We start from the raw sequence: 17790 nt of genomic DNA, 5'->3' as shown, positions 1-17790 counted from the left end.
AGATTGTCAAATTATCGTCCGAATTTTTGCTGCAACGCAACAATCGCCGCCCGGTAGTCGGCCGCGCCCGTGATCGCGCTGACGACGGCCGCGCTGCCGACGCCCGCCGCCAGCACCGCGCCGAGGGTGTCGACGGCGATTCCGCCGATCGCGACGAGCGGCGCCTGCGGCCCAGCGAAGCGCGCATAGCGCGCGAGCCGCGCGAGCCCCTGCGGCGGCGCGGCGACCGCCTTCGTCGCGGTCGCGAATATCGGGCCGAGCGCGAGGTAGCTCGGCTTCAACTGCAGCGCGACCAGCATTTCGTAGTACCCATGGCTCGACAGGCCGAGGCGCACGCCCGCTCGCGCGATCGCCGCCAGATCGGCGGTCTCGAGATCCTCCTGGCCGAGGTGCACGCCGTACGCGCCCGCGTCGAGCGCGAGCCGCCAGTGATCGTTGATGAACACGCGCGCGTCCGGATGGCGGCGGCCCGCGGCCACGGCCCGCTCGACCTCCGCGCGCAGCGCATCGGGCGACGCGTCCTTCACGCGCAGTTGCACGGTCTTCACGCCGCAGTCGAGCACGCGCTCGATCCACTCGGCGCTCGGCAGCACCGGATACAGGCCGAGCCGCTGCGGACACGGCGGGAACGCGGGCTTCGGCGCGGCGGGCACGCCGAGCGCGCGGGGAAAGCGCGCGGCATCGACGGGCCACGGATCGTCGCCGCGCGCATCGTCGCCGTCGCGCCACGCGAGCGCGAGCACGAGCGCGTCGGACGCCGGAAAACCGCAATCGAGAAACGCGGCGAGCGCCGCGATCCAGTCGTCGGCGAGCGGCCCGCGCGCGGCGAGCGCATGGCGCGCCGCACCCGTGTGGAGCGTCGCCGATACGTCATCGATCACGATCGCCTGCGCGCCCGCCGCCGTCAGCCGCGCGATGTGCGCGGCGTGCGCATCGGCGTCGCCCGCGATCGCGACCCACAGGTCGCCCGCGCGCGGATGCTCGGGCGGCGCAAGGCAAATGCGCGTGCGCATGTCGGGCGACGGCCATACGCCGAGCGTCGCGCGAATCCGCTCGGCAGTCTCGGTGAGCTCGTCGGCGGGCGGCCAGAATGCGTTGGGGAGCGCCGGGCTCATGCGTGGCTCCCGTCCTGGTGCCAGAACGGCATCCCGACGACGGGCGTGCTCGCGTGCGCGGTCTCGCGCGCCTCCATCGCCCCCGCGAGATACGCGGCGCGCCCGGCCTCGACGCCCTGCGCGAACGCGCGCGCCATGATCTCCGGATGCGTCGCCTGCGACACGGCCGTGTTGAGCAGCACGCCGTCGAAGCCCCACTCCATCACCTGGCACGCGTGCGACGGCACGCCGAGCCCCGCGTCGACGATGAGCGGCACATCCGGCAGCCGCTCGCGCAGCACGCGCAGCCCGTACGGATTCACGACGCCCTTGCCGGTGCCGATCGGCGCGCCCCACGGCATCAGCACCTCGCAGCCGGCGTCGAGCAGGCGCCGGCCGATCACGAGATCCTCGGTGCAGTACGGCAGCACCTTGAAGCCTTCCTTGACCAGCAGCGTCGCCGCTTCGATGAGGCCGACGGGGTCCGGCTGCAGCGTGTAGTCGTCGCCGATCAGCTCGAGCTTGATCCAGTCGGTCTCGAACACCTCGCGCGCCATCTGCGCGGTCGTCACTGCCTCGGCCACCGTCTGGCAGCCCGCGGTGTTCGGCAACAGCGGCACGTCGTGGCGCTTGAGCAGATCGAAGAAGCCGGCCTCGGCCGCGCCGGCGTTCATCTGGCGCCGCAGCGCGACCGTCACCATGCCCGGCCGCGCGGCCGCGATCGAATCGGACAGCGACTGCAGCGACGGATAGCGCGACGTGCCGAGCAGCACGCGGCTCGCGAAGGTTTTGCCGTGCAGCGTGAGCGTGTCGGCGGAGGAAAGAGGCGTCATCGGAAGATCCTGTGGGAACGGGGTGCGGAGGCGATGCCGGCGCGCCGGCGCATCAGCCGCCCGCGACCGGATGCACGACGTCGAGCTTGTCGCCCGCGGCGAGCGCGCGCGCCGCGTGCTGCGTGCGCGCGACGAACGCGCCGTTGACCGCGACCGCGAACGGCGGCTGCACGCCGTACGCCGCGAGCGCGTCGGCGACCGTCGCGCCGTCGGGCAGCGAGAGCGTCTGTTGATTGATCTGGATGTCCATGATGGCTGTCGATGTCGGTTGATCGGTTCGTCGGGCCGCGCTCAGGCAGGCGCGTGGTGCGCGGCGCCGTGCTGCAGCAGCGCCGGCCAGCGCGCGTCGCACCGCCACGCGGCGAACGTGTCGGCGTCCCTCACCGTGCGTTCGACGAGCGCCTGCGCGAAGCGCGCCGCCGTATCGGCGACTTCCGGCGCGATCATGAAGCCGTGCCGATACAGGCCGTTGACCGCGAGCGTCGCGCCGCCGTCCCAGACGAGCGCCGGGCGATGATCCGGCAGCGTCGGCCGGCATTGCGAATTCAGTTCGAGAATGCGCGCCTCGCCGAACGCCGGGTGCACCGAGAACGCGGCGCTCAGCAGCTCGAGCGCGGAGCGCACGCTGACGGGCGACATGTCCTCGCCTTCGATCTCGGTCGCGCCGATCACGTAAAGATCGTTCTCCTTCGGCGCGACATAGAGCGGATAGCGCGGGTGCAGCAGCCGCACGGGGCGCGTGAGGCCGATGCCCGGCGCATGCACGCGCGCGACCTCTCCGCGGATGCCGCGCAGCGTCGGCATCTGCGCCTTCGCGCCGAGCCCGCGGCAGTCGATCGTGATGCGCGCGGCGGGCGCCGCCTGCGGCTCGATCGCCGTATTCCAGTGCGCATCGACGCCGCGCTCCGCAAGGCCCGCGGCGAGCGCGCGCAGCACCTGTCGATTGTCGAGCTGGCCCTCGCGCGGCAGCAGCAGGCCGTGCGCGAAGCGCCCGGCGAGCGCCGGCTCGGCCGCGTCGACCTGCGCGCCCGCGAGCGCGACGAGGCCGCCGTCGAGCAACTCCGCGCTCGCGTTCGCGCGCACGCGACGCTCGAAGAGCGGCGCTTCCGCGCGGTCCGCGTGATGCCAGACGACGAGCGTGCCGTTGCGCTGGAAGAACACGGGTTCGGGCAGCTCCGCGAGCCAGCGCGGCCAGAGATCGAACGACGCGACGCCGAGATCGGTGACGAAGCGCTCGGCGCTCGCCGCTTCGGCGAGCGGCGCGAGCATCGCCGCCGCGACCCACGCGGCGGAGCCCGAGCCTGCCGCGTCGCCGCGCTCGTACAGCGCGACGCGGTGCCCCGCGCCCGCGAGACGCCATGCGATCAGGCGGCCGACGAGGCCGCCGCCCAGCACCGCGAAATCGGGCTCAGACGCACGCAGGTTCATCGCATCCGCCCGTCGTGTTCGTCACATGAAAGCGGCTCGAAGCGGGAGCCGGGAAATCCGCCGCGGCCGACGGCTCGCAGCGAAGCAAAAGAACTGAAGATTGCACGGTCATCGATACCTTCCGTCACGCGCGAAGATGCGCACCCAAAAGGACGAAACCGGCGACTGAGGCCGGCCGGGACTCGCGATGCGCGCGGCTCGCCGAAGCGACGGCGCGGGCATGGCCCGGCGGGATCGGAAACTTCCCGCGCCGGTATTACCCGGATCGGGTGCGAAGGGTCTCTCTCAGCCTCGCCGCGCATCCGGCCACGCCGATTCGGCAGGGCCGAGGCACGCGAAGCACCCCTGTTTCGTCGGCGGTCATTAGACCATAAAAGCGGAAACGGCCGCAAACCTCGCGCTGCGGCAAATTCGCCTGCCGCGCGGCGGCGCTGGCACAATGCCCGCTGGGCACGGCGCGCGAGCGAGCATCGCCGCGGCGCCGAGCCAGTGCCGTTCCCGGCATTAAGCGCCGTTTAAGGCGCGCTCGCCAGAATCCGCGGCACGCACGCCGCGCGCGGCGCCGAACGGACGCGCCGGGCGCGGCCCGGTTGTCCGCCCGGCGTCGCCGGCCTCACATCAGGAAGCTCATGACTCAATCGATGCAAGTCCTCGCCCCCGTCCCGGACGGCCCGACGCAATCCCCGCCTCCCGTATCCACGTGGAGCCTCATCAAGCCCTATTGGGTTTCCGAGGAGTGGAAAGTCGCGTGGGGCCTGCTCGTCACGATCGTCGCGATCAACCTGACGCTCGTGTGGATCAACGTGCGGATCAACTCGTGGAGCGCATCGTTCTACAACGCGCTGCAATCGAAGGACGTGCGCGACTTCCCGAGCCTGCTGATCACGTTCGCCGTGCTCGCGTTCGCGTTCATCATCCTCGCGGTGTACGGCCTCTATCTGCGCCAGATGCTCGGCTTCCGCTGGCGCCAGTGGCTGACGACGCGCTTCCTGCACGAATGGCTCGGCGAGCGCAACTTCTACCGGATCGAGCGCGACCGGCTCGCCGACAACCCCGATCAGCGGATCGCGGACGACCTGCAATCGCTCGCGTCGACGACGCTGTCGCTATCGCTCGATCTGCTGTCGACGGTCGTCACGCTGGTCTCGTTCGCGACGATCCTCTGGTCGATCGCCGGCGCGGCGACGATCTCGCTCGGCGGCCACGCGATCACGATTCCCGGCTACATGGTGTGGGTCGCGATGATCTACGCGATCGCGGGCTCCTACGTGATGCACCGCTTCGGCCATCCGCTCGTGTCGATCAACTACCAGCAGCAGCGCGTCGAGGCGGACTTCCGCTTCAGCCTGATCCGCATCCGCGAGAACGCCGAGCAGATCGCGTTCTACAACGGCGAGCCCGTCGAAACCGCGCACGAGCAGAACCTGTTTCAGCGAATCCGCGAAAACTGGTGGCGCGTGATGCGCTACACGAAGCGCCTCACGTTCGTGCTGAACTTCTATGCGCAGCTCGCGAGCCTCTTTCCGATCGCAGTCGCCGCGCCCCGCTACTTCGCGGGCGCGTTCACGTTCGGCGTGCTGATCCAGATCAGCCGCGCGTTCAGCACCGTCAGCGACTCGTTCTCGTGGTTCATCAACAGTTACGGCACGCTCGCCGAGTGGCGCGCGACCGTCAACCGTCTGCGCGAATTCAAGCGCGTGATGGGCGCGTCGCATCTGAAGGAAGCGATGTCGCCCGCGACCGAGCGCGGCGGCATCAACCTGCACTACGTCGACGCGCCGCAGATCACGACGTCGGGCCTGAAGCTCGCGCTGCCGAACGGCGCCGCGCTCGCGTCGATCGGCGACGTCGCGATCGAGCCCGGCTCGCGCTGGCTCGTGCGCGGGCCGTCCGGCTCCGGCAAGAGCACGCTGATGCGCGCGCTCGCGGGGCTCTGGCCGTTCGGCGACGGCGCGATCGACGCGCCCGTCGACGCGCGGATGATGTTCGTTCCGCAGCAGAGCTATTTGCCGATCGGCACGCTGAAGGCGGCGCTCGCGTATCCGTCGGCCGTCGACACGTTCAGCGACGACGCGTGCCGCGACGCGCTGCGCGCGTGCGGCCTCGGCGACTACGTCGAGCGGCTCGCCGAGACGGGCCACTGGACGCGCATCCTGTCGCCCGGCGAGCAGCAACGCCTCGCGGGCGCGCGCGTGCTGCTGCACAAGCCCGATTACCTGTTCCTCGACGAGGCGACGAGCGCGCTCGACGCCGACAACGAAGCGCGCCTCTACCGGCTCTTCGACGAGCGGCTGCCGAAGGCGGCGATCGTCAGCATCGCGCACCGCGAATCGGTTGCGTCGTTCCACGAGCAGACGCTCGACGTGCGCCGCGACGAAGCGAGAGTCGCCGCGTGAGCGGCGCGCGCGAGCGCGTCGTGCTGATCACGGGCGCGGGCTCGGGGATCGGCGCGGCGCTCGCAGCCAGGCTCGCCGCGCCCGGCGTCGCGATGATGCTGCACGCGCGCGGCGCAGGCGACGCCGCTTGGCCGCATCGCCGAGCCGGACGACGTCGCGGCGCTGATCGCGTTTCCGCTCTCCGATGAAGCGCGCCACATCACCGGGCAGGTGATTCACATCGACGGCGGGTTGACGCTCGGCTGAACGTGCCGGCGGATTAACGAAACGGTTCGAACGGCCGCGTTGGCGTTGGCGTTGGCGTTGGCGTTGGCGTTGGCGTTGGCGTTGGCGTTGGCGTTGGCGTTGGCGTTGGCGTTGCCAAGCGCCCAACGCCAACGCATTCGGCTAGGACCTGTTCCCCGGCCGAGTCGAAGCATGACGTCGAACGATGCAAGGACGATGGCCGAGCCGCCGTCGGACAGCATGCTAAGCCCGCGCAGCTACGCAAGCCCGCCTGCGTAGCTGCGTAGACGCGCCGCCGTCACTCCGGCAGCGCCGCCGCCGCGAGCACCCGATGCTCGGCGCCCGCGCGCGTGAGGACGCTCTCGTAGAGCGTGAGCGTTTCGAACCGCAACGCGAGCGGCATGCGGCTCGCACCATCGTTCGCGCCGTCGGGCGCCACGCGATGCGCGTCGCGCGGGAATCGCGCGATCGTCACGTGCGGCTTGAACGCGCGGCTGTCGGGCGGCAAGCCGAGCTCGGCGAGCGCGCCGGCCACGCGCTCGCCGAGCGCGAGCAACCGGGGCTGCGGCGCGAGCTCCGCGACGACGAGCCGCGCATGCGCGGTGCTCGGCCAGCAGACGACGCGCTCGACGCCGACGGGCGGCACCGCGTCGACGGCCGCGAGCCCGGCGAGGCGCGCGCCGAGCCGCTCGCTCTTCGTCCGCTCGATCGCGCCGAGGAACGCGATCGTCACGTGCAGCTGATCGCGCGGCGTGCGCCGCGCGCCGGCGGCGACAGGGAACGCCGCGAGCGCGTCGCGCGACGCCGGATCGAGCGTCAGCGCGACGAAGCAGCGCAGCCGGTCGCCCGCCATCTTCACCGTGCGGAGCCGAACGGCTCCGCGGCCCCCGTTGCCCCGGCCGCGCCCGCGCCGCGTCCCGCCGCGAGCTTGTCGCCCTGCGGCAGCGGCCCGTGCTCACCCCACACGTCGTCCGGGAGCACCTTCGCGAGCTCGGGAATCGTCCTGCGCGTGAACACCGGATCGGTCACGCCCGCCGCGCGCTGGCGCTGGTAATCGCGCCACGCGGCGAGCGCGTACTTGCCGAGCATGAGGATCGCGAGCAGGTTGATGAGCGCCATCAGGCCCATGCTGGTATCGGCCATCGCCCACACGAGCGGCAGTTGGCCGACGCTGCCGAACATCACCATCCCGAGCACCGCGAGGCGGAACACCAGCAGCGCGCCGCGCCGGCTCGTGACGAATTCGACGTTGCCTTCCGCATACGCGTAGTTGCCGATCACCGAAGAAAACGCGAGGAAGAAGATCGCCACCGCCATGTAGATGCCTCCCCAATCGCCGACGTGGCTCGAGATCGCGCGCTGCGTGAGCGCCGCGCCTTCCATCGACGTGCCCGCCTCGTACTGCCCCGACAACAGGATCACGAACGCGGTCGCGCTGCAGATCACGATCGTGTCGACGAACACGCCGAGCATCTGAATCAGGCCCTGCGTGACCGGATGCCGCGTGCTCGCGGTCGCGGCCGCGTTCGGCGCGCTGCCCATCCCGGCCTCGTTCGAGAAGAGGCCCCGCTTCACGCCGATCGACACCGCCTGGCTCACCGCGTAGCCGGCGAAGCCGCCCGCCGCCTGCTCGAAGCCGAACGCGCTCTTCACGATGAGCACGATCATGTCCGGCACGAGCGCGACGTGCGTCGCGACCGCATAGACGGCAAGCGCGAGATAGCCAATCGCCATCACGGGCACGATCACCTGCGCGACATGCGCGATCCGGCGAATGCCGCCGAAGATGATCGGCGCCGTCAGCGCGACGAGCCCGAGCCCGACCGCGGCGCGGCTCACGCCGAACGACGTGTTGAACGCCTCGGCGATCGCATTCGCCTGCACCGCGTTGAACACGAAGCCGAACGCGAGGATCAGCGACAGCGAGAACAGCACGCCGAAGCCGCGCGAGCGCAGCCCGATCTGGATGTAGTACGCGGGGCCGCCGCGATACGTGCCGTCATGATGCGACACCTTGAAGATTTGCGCGAGCGTCGCCTCGACGAACGCCGACGACATCCCGACGAGCGCCGTCACCCACATCCAGAAGATCGCGCCCGGGCCGCCTACCGTCATCGCGACCGCGACGCCCGCGATGTTGCCCGTGCCGACGCGGCTCGCGAGCCCGGTCGCGAACGCCTGGAACGACGAGATGCTGCCCGGCTCGCCCTTGCTGCCGACGAGGCGCATGCTGAGAAACAGCGCGCGCAGTTGGATCATCCTGAAGCGCAGCGTGAACCACACGCCCGCGCCCAGCAGCAGCGCAATCAGCACGTAGTTCCAGAGAATGCCGTTGATGCCGTCGATCAACGCATGCACGAAGCCTTCCATCCATCATCTCCTGATTTGGGGTCGGATTTTGTCTTGATTCCGGTCTTAGCCGGCCGAGGGCCGACATGATATGACAGGTTTCGCCGACTCTTACAAAATGAAATTTTTGTAGAGGAAGATGAAAGGCCGCGCGCCGGGTGCGGCGCGCGCCGCCGGCTCCGCCGCCGCGAGCCGCGCGATGCCTGCAAAGCGCGCACGGCGAAGCGATCGCGCAAAAAAAACGGGCGTCCATGCGGACGCCCGGTTCGTCGAAGCGGCGCTGCGGCGAACGCCGGCGCGTTCAGCGCGGCAGTTCCGAGCTGCCCATCAGGTACGCGTCGACCGAGCGCGCGCACTGGCGGCCTTCGCGGATCGCCCAGACGACGAGCGACTGGCCGCGGCGCATGTCGCCCGCGGCGAACACCTTGTCGACCGACGTGTAGTACGCGCGGTCGCCTTCGGTGCCCGCGCGCGCGTTGCCGCGTGCGTCCTTCGCAACGCCGAACGCCTCGAGCACGGGCGCAACCGGCTGCGTGAAGCCCATCGCGAGCAGCACGAGATCGGCCTTGATCTCGAACTCGGAATTCGGCACCTCCTGCATCTTGCCGTCGACCCACGCGACGCGCACCGCGATCAGCTTCTCGACCTTGCCGTTCCTGCCTTCGAAGCGCTTCGTCGCGACCGCCCAGTCGCGCTCGCAGCCTTCCTCGTGCGACGACGACGTGCGCAGCTTGATCGGCCAGTACGGCCACACGAGCGGCTTGTCCTCCGCTTCGGGCGGCTGCGGCAGCAGCTCGAACTGCGTGACCTGCTTCGCGCCGTGGCGGTTGGACGTGCCCACGCAGTCCGAGCCCGTGTCGCCGCCGCCGATCACGACGACATGCTTGCCCTTCGCGAGCAGTTGATCGGCCACCTTGTCGCCCGCGTTCACGCGGTTCTGCTGCGGCAGGAACTCCATCGCGTAATGAATGCCGGCGAGCTCGCGGCCCGGCACCGGCAGATCGCGCGGCGTCTCCGAGCCGCCCGCGATCACGACCGCGTCGAATTCGTCCTTCAGCGTCTGCGGCGAAATCGTCTCCTTCGCCATGTTGCCGATCGACTCGGGCAGCGGATCGCGGCCGATGAACACGCTCGTGCGGAACGTCACGCCTTCCGCTTCCATCTGGCGCATCCGGCGGTCGATCAGCCACTTCTCGAGCTTGAAGTCGGGAATCCCGTAGCGCAACAGGCCGCCGATCCGGTCGTTCTTCTCGAACACCGTCACGTCGTGGCCCGCGCGCGCGAGCTGCTGCGCGGCGGCGAGGCCCGCGGGGCCGGAGCCGACGACCGCGACCTTCTTGCCCGTCTTGTGCGCGGCCGGCTGCGGCTCGACCCAGCCTTGCGCCCACGCCTTGTCGATGATCGCGTGCTCGATCGACTTGATGCCGACGGCGTCGTCGTTGATCCCGAGCGTGCACGCCGCTTCGCACGGCGCCGGGCAGATGCGGCCCGTGAACTCGGGGAAGTTGTTGGTCGAGTGCAGCACGTCGATCGCCTGCCGCCAGTCCTGGCGGTACACGAGATCGTTGAAGTCCGGAATGACGTTGTTGACGGGGCAGCCGTTGTTGCAAAACGGGATGCCGCAGTCCATGCAGCGCGCGCCCTGGATCTTCGCGTCCTCGTCGGTCAGCGCCGCGACGAATTCCTTGTAGTGCTTCACGCGCGTGAGCGGCGCTTCGTACGCCTCGTGACGGCGCTCGTACTCCAGAAAACCGGTGATCTTGCCCATGAGGTTCTCTTCTGAATCTGTTGAATCGAGTAAGGGGGACCCGCGCCCGCCCATCGGACGGGCGCGTTCGCTATGTCGTCGAGCTGCTTTGCGTCAGGCGGCGAGCACCTCGCCCGCTTTCTTTTTCGCGCCGATTTCGCCGAGCGCGCGCTTGTATTCGTGCGGGAACACCTTCACGAACTGGCGGCGCGCCGCATCCCAGTTTTCGAGCAGCGACTTCGCGCGCGGCGAGCCGGTGAACTGGAAGTGGCGCTCGACGAGCCCCTTGAGCAGCGCTTCGTCCGTCGCGCCCGCATGCCAGAGCGCGGGATCGATCGTGCGCTCCTGCTCGGCCTGCTGCAGCACCGGATCGAGCGCGACCATCGACTTGTTGCACTTCGCGGCGAACGTGCCGTCCGGGTCGTACACGTACGCGACGCCGCCCGACATGCCGGCCGCGAAGTTGCGGCCCGTCTCGCCGAGCACGACGACCGCGCCGCCCGTCATGTATTCGCAGCCGTGGTCGCCCGTGCCCTCGACGACGGCCGTCGCCCCCGAGTTGCGCACGCAGAAGCGCTCGCCCGCGACGCCGCGGAAGAACGCCTCGCCCTCGAGCGCGCCGTACATCACCGTGTTGCCGCAGATGATGTTTTCCTCGGACTTGCCGCGGAAGTCGTTGGTCGGACGGATGATGATCCGGCCGCCCGACAGCCCCTTGCCGACGTAGTCGTTGCCGTCGCCGACGAGGTCGAGCGTCACGCCCTTCGCGAGGAACGCGCCGAAGCTCTGGCCCGCCGTGCCCTTCAGCTGGATGTGGACCGCGTCGTCGGCGAGGCCGTCGTGGCCGTGCTTCTTCGCGATCGCGCCGGACAGCATCGCGCCGACCGTGCGGTTCACGTTGCGCACCGGCTGGATGAACGACACGTGCTCGCCCTTGTCGATCGCGGCCTTCGCCTTCTCGATCAGCGTGTGATCGAGCGCGCGCTCGAGGCCGTGGTCCTGCGATTCGAGGTGGCGGCGCGCGATGCCTTCGCAGCCTTCCGGCTGGTAGAACACGCGCGAGAAGTCGAGGCCCTTCGCCTTCCAGTGCTCGACGCCGCGGCGCATGTCGAGCAGATCGGCGCGGCCGACGAGATCGTCGAACTTCGCGATGCCGAGCTGCGCCATGATCTCGCGCGCTTCCTCGGCGACGAAGAAGAAGTAGTTGACGACGTGCTCGGGCTGGCCCGAGAACTTCGCGCGCAGCACCGGGTCTTGCGTCGCGACGCCGACCGGGCACGTGTTCAGATGGCACTTGCGCATCATGATGCAGCCTTCGACGACGAGCGGCGCCGTCGCGAAGCCGAATTCGTCCGCGCCGAGCAACGCGCCGATCACGATGTCGCGGCCCGTCTTCATCTGGCCGTCGGCCTGCACGCGGATGCGCCCGCGCAGGCGGTTCAGCACGAGCGTCTGCTGCGTCTCGGCGAGGCCGAGCTCCCACGGCGTGCCCGCGTGCTTGACCGACGACAGCGGCGAAGCGCCCGTGCCGCCGTCGTGGCCCGCGATCACGACGTGATCGGCCTTCGCCTTCGCGACGCCCGCCGCGACCGTGCCGACGCCCACTTCCGACACGAGCTTCACCGAGATGCTCGCAACCGGATTGACGTTCTTCAGGTCGTGGATCAGTTGCGCGAGATCCTCGATCGAATAGATGTCGTGGTGCGGCGGCGGCGAGATGAGGCCGACGCCCGGCACCGAATAGCGCAGCTTGCCGATGTATTCGGACACCTTGTGGCCCGGCAGCTGGCCGCCCTCGCCCGGCTTCGCGCCCTGCGCCATCTTGATCTGGATCTGGTCCGCCGACGCGAGATACTCGGCCGTCACGCCGAAGCGGCCCGACGCGACCTGCTTGATCTTCGAGCGCAGCGAATCGCCTTCCTTCAGCGGAATGTCGCGGACGATTTCGTCGCCGATCACCGATTTCAGCGTGTCGCCGACCTTGATCGGAATGCCGCGCAGCTCGTTGCGATAGCGGTTCTCGTCCTCGCCGCCTTCGCCGGTGTTCGACTTGCCGCCGATCCGGTTCATCGCGATCGCGAGCGTCGTGTGCGCTTCCGTGCTGATCGAGCCGAGCGACATCGCGCCCGTCGCGAAGCGCTTGACGATCTCCTTGGCCGGCTCGACCTCGTCGATCGGAATCGCCTTCATCGGATCGACCTTGAACTCGAACAGGCCGCGCAGCGTCATGTGGCGCTTCGTCTGATCGTTGATCAGGTGTGCGTATTCCTTGTACGTCTGGTACGAGTTGCCGCGCGTCGCGTGCTGCAGCTTCGCGATCGAATCGGGCGTCCACATGTGATCCTCGCCGCGCACGCGGAACGCATATTCGCCGCCCGCGTCGAGCATGTCGGCGAGAACCGGGTTGTCGCCGAACGCGTCGCGGTGCAGGCGGATCGCTTCGTCGGCCACGTCGAACAGGCCGATGCCGCCCACCTTCGACGCCGTGCCCCTGAAGTACTTGTCGACGAGCTCGGTCGACAGGCCGAGCGCCTCGAAGATCTGCGCGCCGGTGTACGACATGTACGTGGAGATGCCCATCTTCGACATCACCTTCTGCAGGCCCTTGCCGACCGCCTTCGTGAAGTTGTAGACCGCCTTCTCCGGCGACAGGTCGCCCGGCAGGCCTTGCGCCATCTTCGCGAGCGTTTCCATCGCGAGGTACGGATGCACGGCCTCCGCGCCGTATCCGGCGAGCAGCGCGAAGTGGTGCGTCTCGCGCGCGGAACCCGTCTCGACGACGAGGCCCGTGCTCGTGCGCAGGCCCTGCTGCACGAGGTGCGTGTGGATCGCCGACGTCGCGAGAAGCGCCGGAATCGCGACGTTCTCCGCATCCGTCTTGCGATCGGACACGATCAGGATGTTGTAGCCCGACTTCACCGCGTCGACGGCTTCCGCGCACAGCGACGCGAGGCGCGCCTCGATGCCTTCCTTGCCCCACGCGACCGGATAGCAGATGTTCAGCTCGTACGCGCTGAACTTGCCGCCCGTGTAACGATCGATCAAGCGGATCTTCGCGATGTCCTTGAAGTCGAGCACGGGCTGCGACACTTCGAGGCGCATCGGCGGGTTGATGTTGTTCGTGTCGAGCAGGTTCGGCTTCGGGCCGATGAACGACACGAGCGACATCACCATGTTTTCGCGGATCGGATCGATCGGCGGGTTCGTGACCTGCGCGAACAGCTGCTTGAAGTAGTGGTAGAGCGTCTTGTTCTTGTTCGACATGACGGCCAACGGCGAATCGTTGCCCATCGAGCCGACCGCTTCCTCGCCCTGCTGCGCCATCGGCGCCATCAGGAACTTCAGGTCCTCCTGCGTGTAGCCGAACGCCTGCTGGCGGTCGAGCAGCACGGCCGACGAGCGGCGCGCGGCGGCCACGTCCTCGTCCTGCGGCTCGATCTCGTCGAGCTTGATGCGCACCGCGTCGATCCAGCTCTTGTACGGCTTCGCGTTCGCGAGGTTGTCCTTCAGCTCCTTGTCGTCGATGATCCGGCCGTGCTCCATGTCGATCAGGAACATCTTGCCCGGCTGCAGCCGCCACTTCTTGACGATCCTCGATTCGGGGATCGGCAGCACTCCCGCTTCCGACGCCATGATCACGAGATCGTCGTCGGTGATGATGTAGCGCGCCGGGCGCAGGCCGTTGCGGTCGAGCGTCGCGCCGATCTGGCGGCCGTCGGTGAACGCGATCGCGGCGGGGCCGTCCCACGGCTCCATCATCGCGGCGTGGTATTCGTAGAACGCGCGGCGGTTGTCGTCCATCAGCGTGTGCTGCTCCCACGCTTCCGGAATCATCATCATCACCGCGTGCACGAGCGGATAGCCCGCCATCACGAGCAGCTCGAGGCAGTTGTCGAACGAGGCCGTATCGGACTGGCCGGGATAGATGAGCGGCCAGAGCTTCGGCAGATCGTCGCCGAGCACGTGCGACGCGATCGCGCCGGTGCGCGCGTTCAGCCAGTTGACGTTGCCCTTCACCGTGTTGATCTCGCCGTTGTGCGCGATCATCCGGTACGGGTGCGCGAGCTCCCACGCCGGGAAGGTGTTCGTCGAGAAGCGCTGGTGCACGAGCGCGAGCGCCGACACGACGCGCTCGTCCTGCAGATCGCGATAGTAGACACCGACCTGGCCCGCGAGCAGCAGCCCCTTGTAGACGACCGTGCGCGCCGACATCGACGGCACGAAGTATTCCTTGCCGTGCTTCAGCTTGAGCGCCTGAATCCGGTGGCTTGCGGTCTTGCGGATCACGTAGAGCTTGCGCTCGAGCGCGTCCGTCACCATCACGTCCTTGCCGCGGCCGATGAAGATCTGGCGGATCACGGGCTCGCTCGCCTTCACCGCGGGCGAGATCGGCATCGCATGGTCGACCGGCACGTCGCGCCAGCCGAGCACGACCTGGCCTTCCGCCTTCACGGTGCGCTCGAGCTCCTGCTCGCACGCGATCCGCGACGCGCTCTCCTTCGGCAGGAAGATCATCCCAACCCCATATTCGCCGGCGGGCGGCAGCGTCACGTCCTGCTTCGCCATTTCCTCGCGGTAGAACGCGTCCGGGATCTGGATCAGGATGCCCGCGCCGTCGCCCATCAGCGGATCGGCGCCGACCGCGCCGCGGTGATCGAGATTCTCGAGGATCTTCAGACCCTGCTCGATGATTTCGTGGCTTTTCTTGCCCTTGATGTGAGCGACGAAGCCGACGCCGCAGGCGTCGTGCTCGTTTTGCGGGTCGTACAGACCTTGCGCGGCGGGAAGCGCGCTCTTCGACTGCTGATGGTCGATCATGGGGACACCGTCGGAAAGGGGCCTCGCGGCCGTTGAACCATGTACTTGTTGCCCGTCGTCCCCCTTCGTGTGGATCGCGACGCGGCCGGCCGGTGCAGGAATGGGTGGGGCTGCGATTGCCGGAATTCGGAATATACGCGACGAATCAAAGGAATAGCAACTAAATCCCGATGTTCGATCCCCAATTACAAACTTGGTGCACGATCACATCATTTTATTGGGGCTGCATAAAAATGGGGCAAAAATGAGCGGCATCCACGGATGCCGCCTCGCGCCGCGCCGCCCGCGCGCTCACTGCTGGATGGGCGGCGTGTTCTCGCGCACCTTGCGGGGCCGTCCGCGCGGCAGCGGCGACACGCGCCGGTTCGCGGTGCGCGCCGCCCATTCGCGGTAGGTTTCGCCGCCGAGCACCCAGCCCTTCAACGTCGCCTGCTGGAGCTGATCGGCCTGACGCTCATCGAGCGGCTGCTCGCACAGCTCCTTGTACGCGCGCTGTCGCTCGAACGGCGTGTTGCCGAGCGCCCAGTAGAGTGGGTGGTCGGTGATCAGGCTGTCGACGGTAAGGCCGACGTGATGCCGATAGCTCGACCAGCGGTACGCGTCCGCGCTCGTCACGAGCTGCGCGCGCACCGGGCTCATCTCGACGACGCGGCTCGCGAGCAGGAAGTAGCGCTCGCCCTCGATGACGGTCGCGCGATAGCGCCCTTCCCACAACGTGCCGCGCCGCGAATAGCGCCGGTTGAAATGCGCGACGTAGCGACGGCCGACGGCCTGCATCGCCTTCGGCAGGCTCGCCTCGTCGCTCGGCGTCACGAGGAGCTGGACCTGGCGCGGCAGCAGCACGTATGCGTGCACCGCCAGATGATGATCGCGCGCCGCCGCCTTCAGGCAATCGATGAATAATTCGTAATCCTGGTCGTCGACGAACGCCGGTTGCTGATCAAGGCCGCGTAGAATCACGTGCTGCGGCTGATCAGGTACGTAAAGTCGTGCTAGCCGTGCCATGCTGAATGTCCATTTGATCGCGTTAGGAAATACCCGAAGGCTCGTATAAGTGCGTCCGCGCCAAAGCCCGCCGCGGTGCGGGAATACGTACGGTCGTGCGAATTCTAGGGAAAACGCTCTAGCTTACAACTCTGTCCTGTTTGAAACACCGTCGTCATAATGAGCACGCCTTTTATCGGAGGAGACAAAGGATGAAACAAAAAATGGCCATTACGGGGGCCGTCGCGCTCGCTTTCGCGGCGGCCGCGAGCACGGCGCACGCGCAATCCGCAGGCAGCTTCTACGTCACGACCGGCTGGTTCCATCTCGCGCCTCAAGACAGCAGCGATCCGCTCAAGGTCATGAACGTCGGCGGCACGCCGGTCAATCACGAGGTGCCCAACACGGGCGCGGGCATCGACAATGCGGACACCATCGGCTTCGCCGCCGGCTACTTCGTGACGGATCACATCGCCACTGAATTGGTCGCCGGGATCCCGCCAAGGTTCAATCTGAACGGCAAAGGCTCGCTCGAACAGTTCGGCGTGCTCGGCCATGCTTACCAATGGAGCCCGGCGCTCCTCCTCAAGTACTACTTCAACGACGCGAAGGCGAAGTTCCGGCCTTACGTCGGCATCGGCGCGTCGTACATCTGGTTCACCGGCGCGAAGATCACCAACAGCGCATTCGAGCGCGGCGCGCTCGGCGGCCCGACCAGCGTGCAGACCAGCAATCAGTGGGCGCCCGTTTTCAATGCAGGCTTCACTTACAACTTCACCGATCACTGGTTCGGCGGGCTGTCGGTGTCGTACATCCCCGTCAGCCTGACGGCCACGCTGACGACGCAGCGCCCGACGCCGATCGGCACGCTCACGCAGACCTCGCAAGCGAAGATCACGCTGAATCCGATCGTGACCTACCTGAACATCGGCTACCGTTTCTAAGCGTAGTCGAATATTTGGGGAATGGTTAATTCCGCTGCAATTTGTAGCGGAATTTTCTTGAGGTTACGAGGCGGCCATCACCTCTTGCTCCGGCGGGGCCCCGCCGGAGCAGTTTCGTTCGCGCGTTGCGCGCAAACCGTCGGTTTCATCCTTCCCGGCCGGCGAGGCCCGGGCCGATCAGGTCGATCCGGTCCGTGCAGACGAGATCCACGCCCCAATCCGCAAGTTCGCGCGCCCGCACGGGATCGTTCACCGTGTACGCGAGAATGCGCAACCCCGCCGCTTTCACGTCGCGCACGAGCGCCTCGTTGAATTGCGCGTGATGCGCGTGCAGCGAGACGCAGCCGAGCCGATGCGTCTGCTCCAGCCAATCGGCCGGGATCTCCTCGTACAGCATCCCGCGCGGCAGCTCCGGCGCGGCCGCGCGCGCCGCGCCGAGCGCCTGCGCCGAAAACGACGACAGCAGCGGCGGCACGGCGGCGTCGCGCCACAGCGCGGCCGCCTCCACCGCGACGACGCGGCCCGTCTCTTCGTCGCGCGCCGGGCTCGGCTTGATCTCGACGTTCGCCATGAGGCCGAGCGCGGCGCACCGTGCTGCCGCCTGCGCGAGCGTCGGCATCCGCTCGCCGGAAAAACGCGCGTCGAACCACGCGCCCGCGTCGAGCGCCTCGAGCGCCGCGTAGCGCAGCTCGCACGCGGCCCCGGCGCCGTTCGACGTGCGCTCGACCGTGTCGTCGTGCAGCAGGAACGCGACGCCGTCCGCCGACAACTTCGCGTCGAATTCGACCATCGAGTGTCCGTAGCGCGCGCCCGTGTCGAGCGCGGCGAGCGTGTTCTCGGGAGCCAGCGCGCCGCCGCCGCGGTGCGCGACCACGCGCGGATAAGGCCAGGCTTGCAGGATCGTCATCGCAGTCTCGTCGGAAGCGGTGGACCAGTGGACCAGTGGACCAGTGGATTGTGAACTCGGCCGAT

General features: G+C 68.3%; 13 protein-coding genes, 1 pseudogene and 1 riboswitch. Of the genes and pseudogenes, 3 read left to right on the top strand and 11 right to left on the bottom strand.

Annotated features, from left to right (window positions below):
- Positions 1–11: 11 nt before the first annotated feature.
- The 4 genes from thiE to WS91_RS29060 are packed head-to-tail and all read right to left on the bottom strand — an operon-like array spanning position 12 to position 3355.
- Positions 12–1115, bottom strand: coding sequence for a thiamine phosphate synthase (thiE, locus tag WS91_RS34915; protein WP_082754438.1), 1104 nt, complete (start codon positions 1113–1115; stop codon positions 12–14).
- Entirely contained in the window at positions 1112–1927 is an 816-nt protein-coding gene (locus tag WS91_RS29070) for a thiazole synthase (RefSeq protein WP_038753722.1), read from the bottom strand. Before WS91_RS29070 ends, thiE begins: the two co-directional genes overlap by 4 nt.
- Positions 1928–1979: 52 nt before the next feature.
- On the bottom strand, positions 1980–2177 hold the full coding sequence (gene thiS / locus WS91_RS29065; protein WP_059577346.1) for a sulfur carrier protein ThiS: 198 nt from the start codon (positions 2175–2177) through the stop codon (positions 1980–1982).
- 41 nt (positions 2178–2218) lie between these two features.
- Positions 2219–3355, bottom strand: a complete 1137-nt coding sequence (locus tag WS91_RS29060) for an FAD-dependent oxidoreductase (RefSeq protein WP_038753717.1) — start codon at positions 3353–3355, stop codon at positions 2219–2221.
- 225 nt (positions 3356–3580) lie between these two features.
- A riboswitch (TPP riboswitch) is annotated at positions 3581–3712 on the bottom strand.
- Between the two features lie 272 nt (positions 3713–3984).
- Here WS91_RS29060 and WS91_RS29055 point away from each other — a divergent pair.
- A complete protein-coding gene (locus tag WS91_RS29055) occupies positions 3985–5751 on the top strand; it encodes an ABC transporter ATP-binding protein/permease (RefSeq protein ID WP_059577349.1) in 1767 nt (588 codons plus the stop codon).
- Positions 5752–5856: 105 nt separating this feature from the next.
- Positions 5857–5997 (top strand): annotated as a pseudogene (locus WS91_RS38055) (SDR family oxidoreductase); the annotation flags it as partial.
- Here the strand turns inward: WS91_RS38055 and WS91_RS34905 are convergent.
- The 6 genes from WS91_RS34905 to WS91_RS29025 form a co-directional block, all read right to left on the bottom strand.
- Positions 5967–6218, bottom strand: coding sequence for a hypothetical protein (locus WS91_RS34905; protein ID WP_082758411.1), 252 nt, complete (start codon positions 6216–6218; stop codon positions 5967–5969). The pseudogene WS91_RS38055 and the gene WS91_RS34905 overlap by 31 nt on opposite strands.
- A gap of 56 nt (positions 6219–6274) precedes the next feature.
- Entirely contained in the window at positions 6275–6835 is a 561-nt protein-coding gene (gene thpR, locus WS91_RS29045) for an RNA 2',3'-cyclic phosphodiesterase (protein WP_059646838.1), read from the bottom strand.
- Positions 6832–8346: an alanine/glycine:cation symporter family protein gene (locus WS91_RS29040; RefSeq protein ID WP_059671514.1), complete on the bottom strand. Its 1515-nt coding sequence runs from the start codon at positions 8344–8346 to the stop codon at positions 6832–6834. The genes thpR and WS91_RS29040 overlap by 4 nt, the downstream gene beginning before the upstream one ends.
- A 280-nt stretch (positions 8347–8626) precedes the next feature.
- Positions 8627–10093, bottom strand: a complete 1467-nt coding sequence (locus WS91_RS29035) for a glutamate synthase subunit beta (protein WP_038749710.1) — start codon at positions 10091–10093, stop codon at positions 8627–8629.
- Between the two features lie 93 nt (positions 10094–10186).
- Positions 10187–14890 (bottom strand): glutamate synthase-related protein, encoded by a 4704-nt coding sequence (locus WS91_RS29030; protein WP_059671513.1) that lies wholly within the window; start codon positions 14888–14890, stop codon positions 10187–10189.
- A 291-nt stretch (positions 14891–15181) separates the two neighbouring features.
- Positions 15182–15895 (bottom strand): transposase, encoded by a 714-nt coding sequence (locus WS91_RS29025; RefSeq protein WP_004196743.1) that lies wholly within the window; start codon positions 15893–15895, stop codon positions 15182–15184.
- Positions 15896–16086: 191 nt separating this feature from the next.
- On the opposite strand from WS91_RS29025, the gene WS91_RS29020 reads away from it, so the two are divergent.
- On the top strand, positions 16087–16818 hold the full coding sequence (locus WS91_RS29020) for an OmpW/AlkL family protein (RefSeq protein WP_038749704.1): 732 nt from the start codon (positions 16087–16089) through the stop codon (positions 16816–16818).
- 145 nt (positions 16819–16963) lie between these two features.
- Here the strand turns inward: WS91_RS29020 and ugpQ are convergent, their stop codons facing one another.
- Positions 16964–17725, bottom strand: a complete 762-nt coding sequence (ugpQ, locus tag WS91_RS29015; RefSeq protein ID WP_059671512.1) for a glycerophosphodiester phosphodiesterase — start codon at positions 17723–17725, stop codon at positions 16964–16966.
- Positions 17726–17790 lie beyond the last annotated feature (65 nt).

The sequence above is a fragment of the Burkholderia sp. MSMB1498 genome (assembly GCF_001526245.1).
Classification (GTDB): Bacteria; Pseudomonadota; Gammaproteobacteria; order Burkholderiales; family Burkholderiaceae; genus Burkholderia; species Burkholderia savannae.
The sequence above is the reverse complement of the archived record's forward strand: the minus strand, read 5'-3'. Positions and strand labels throughout refer to the sequence as shown.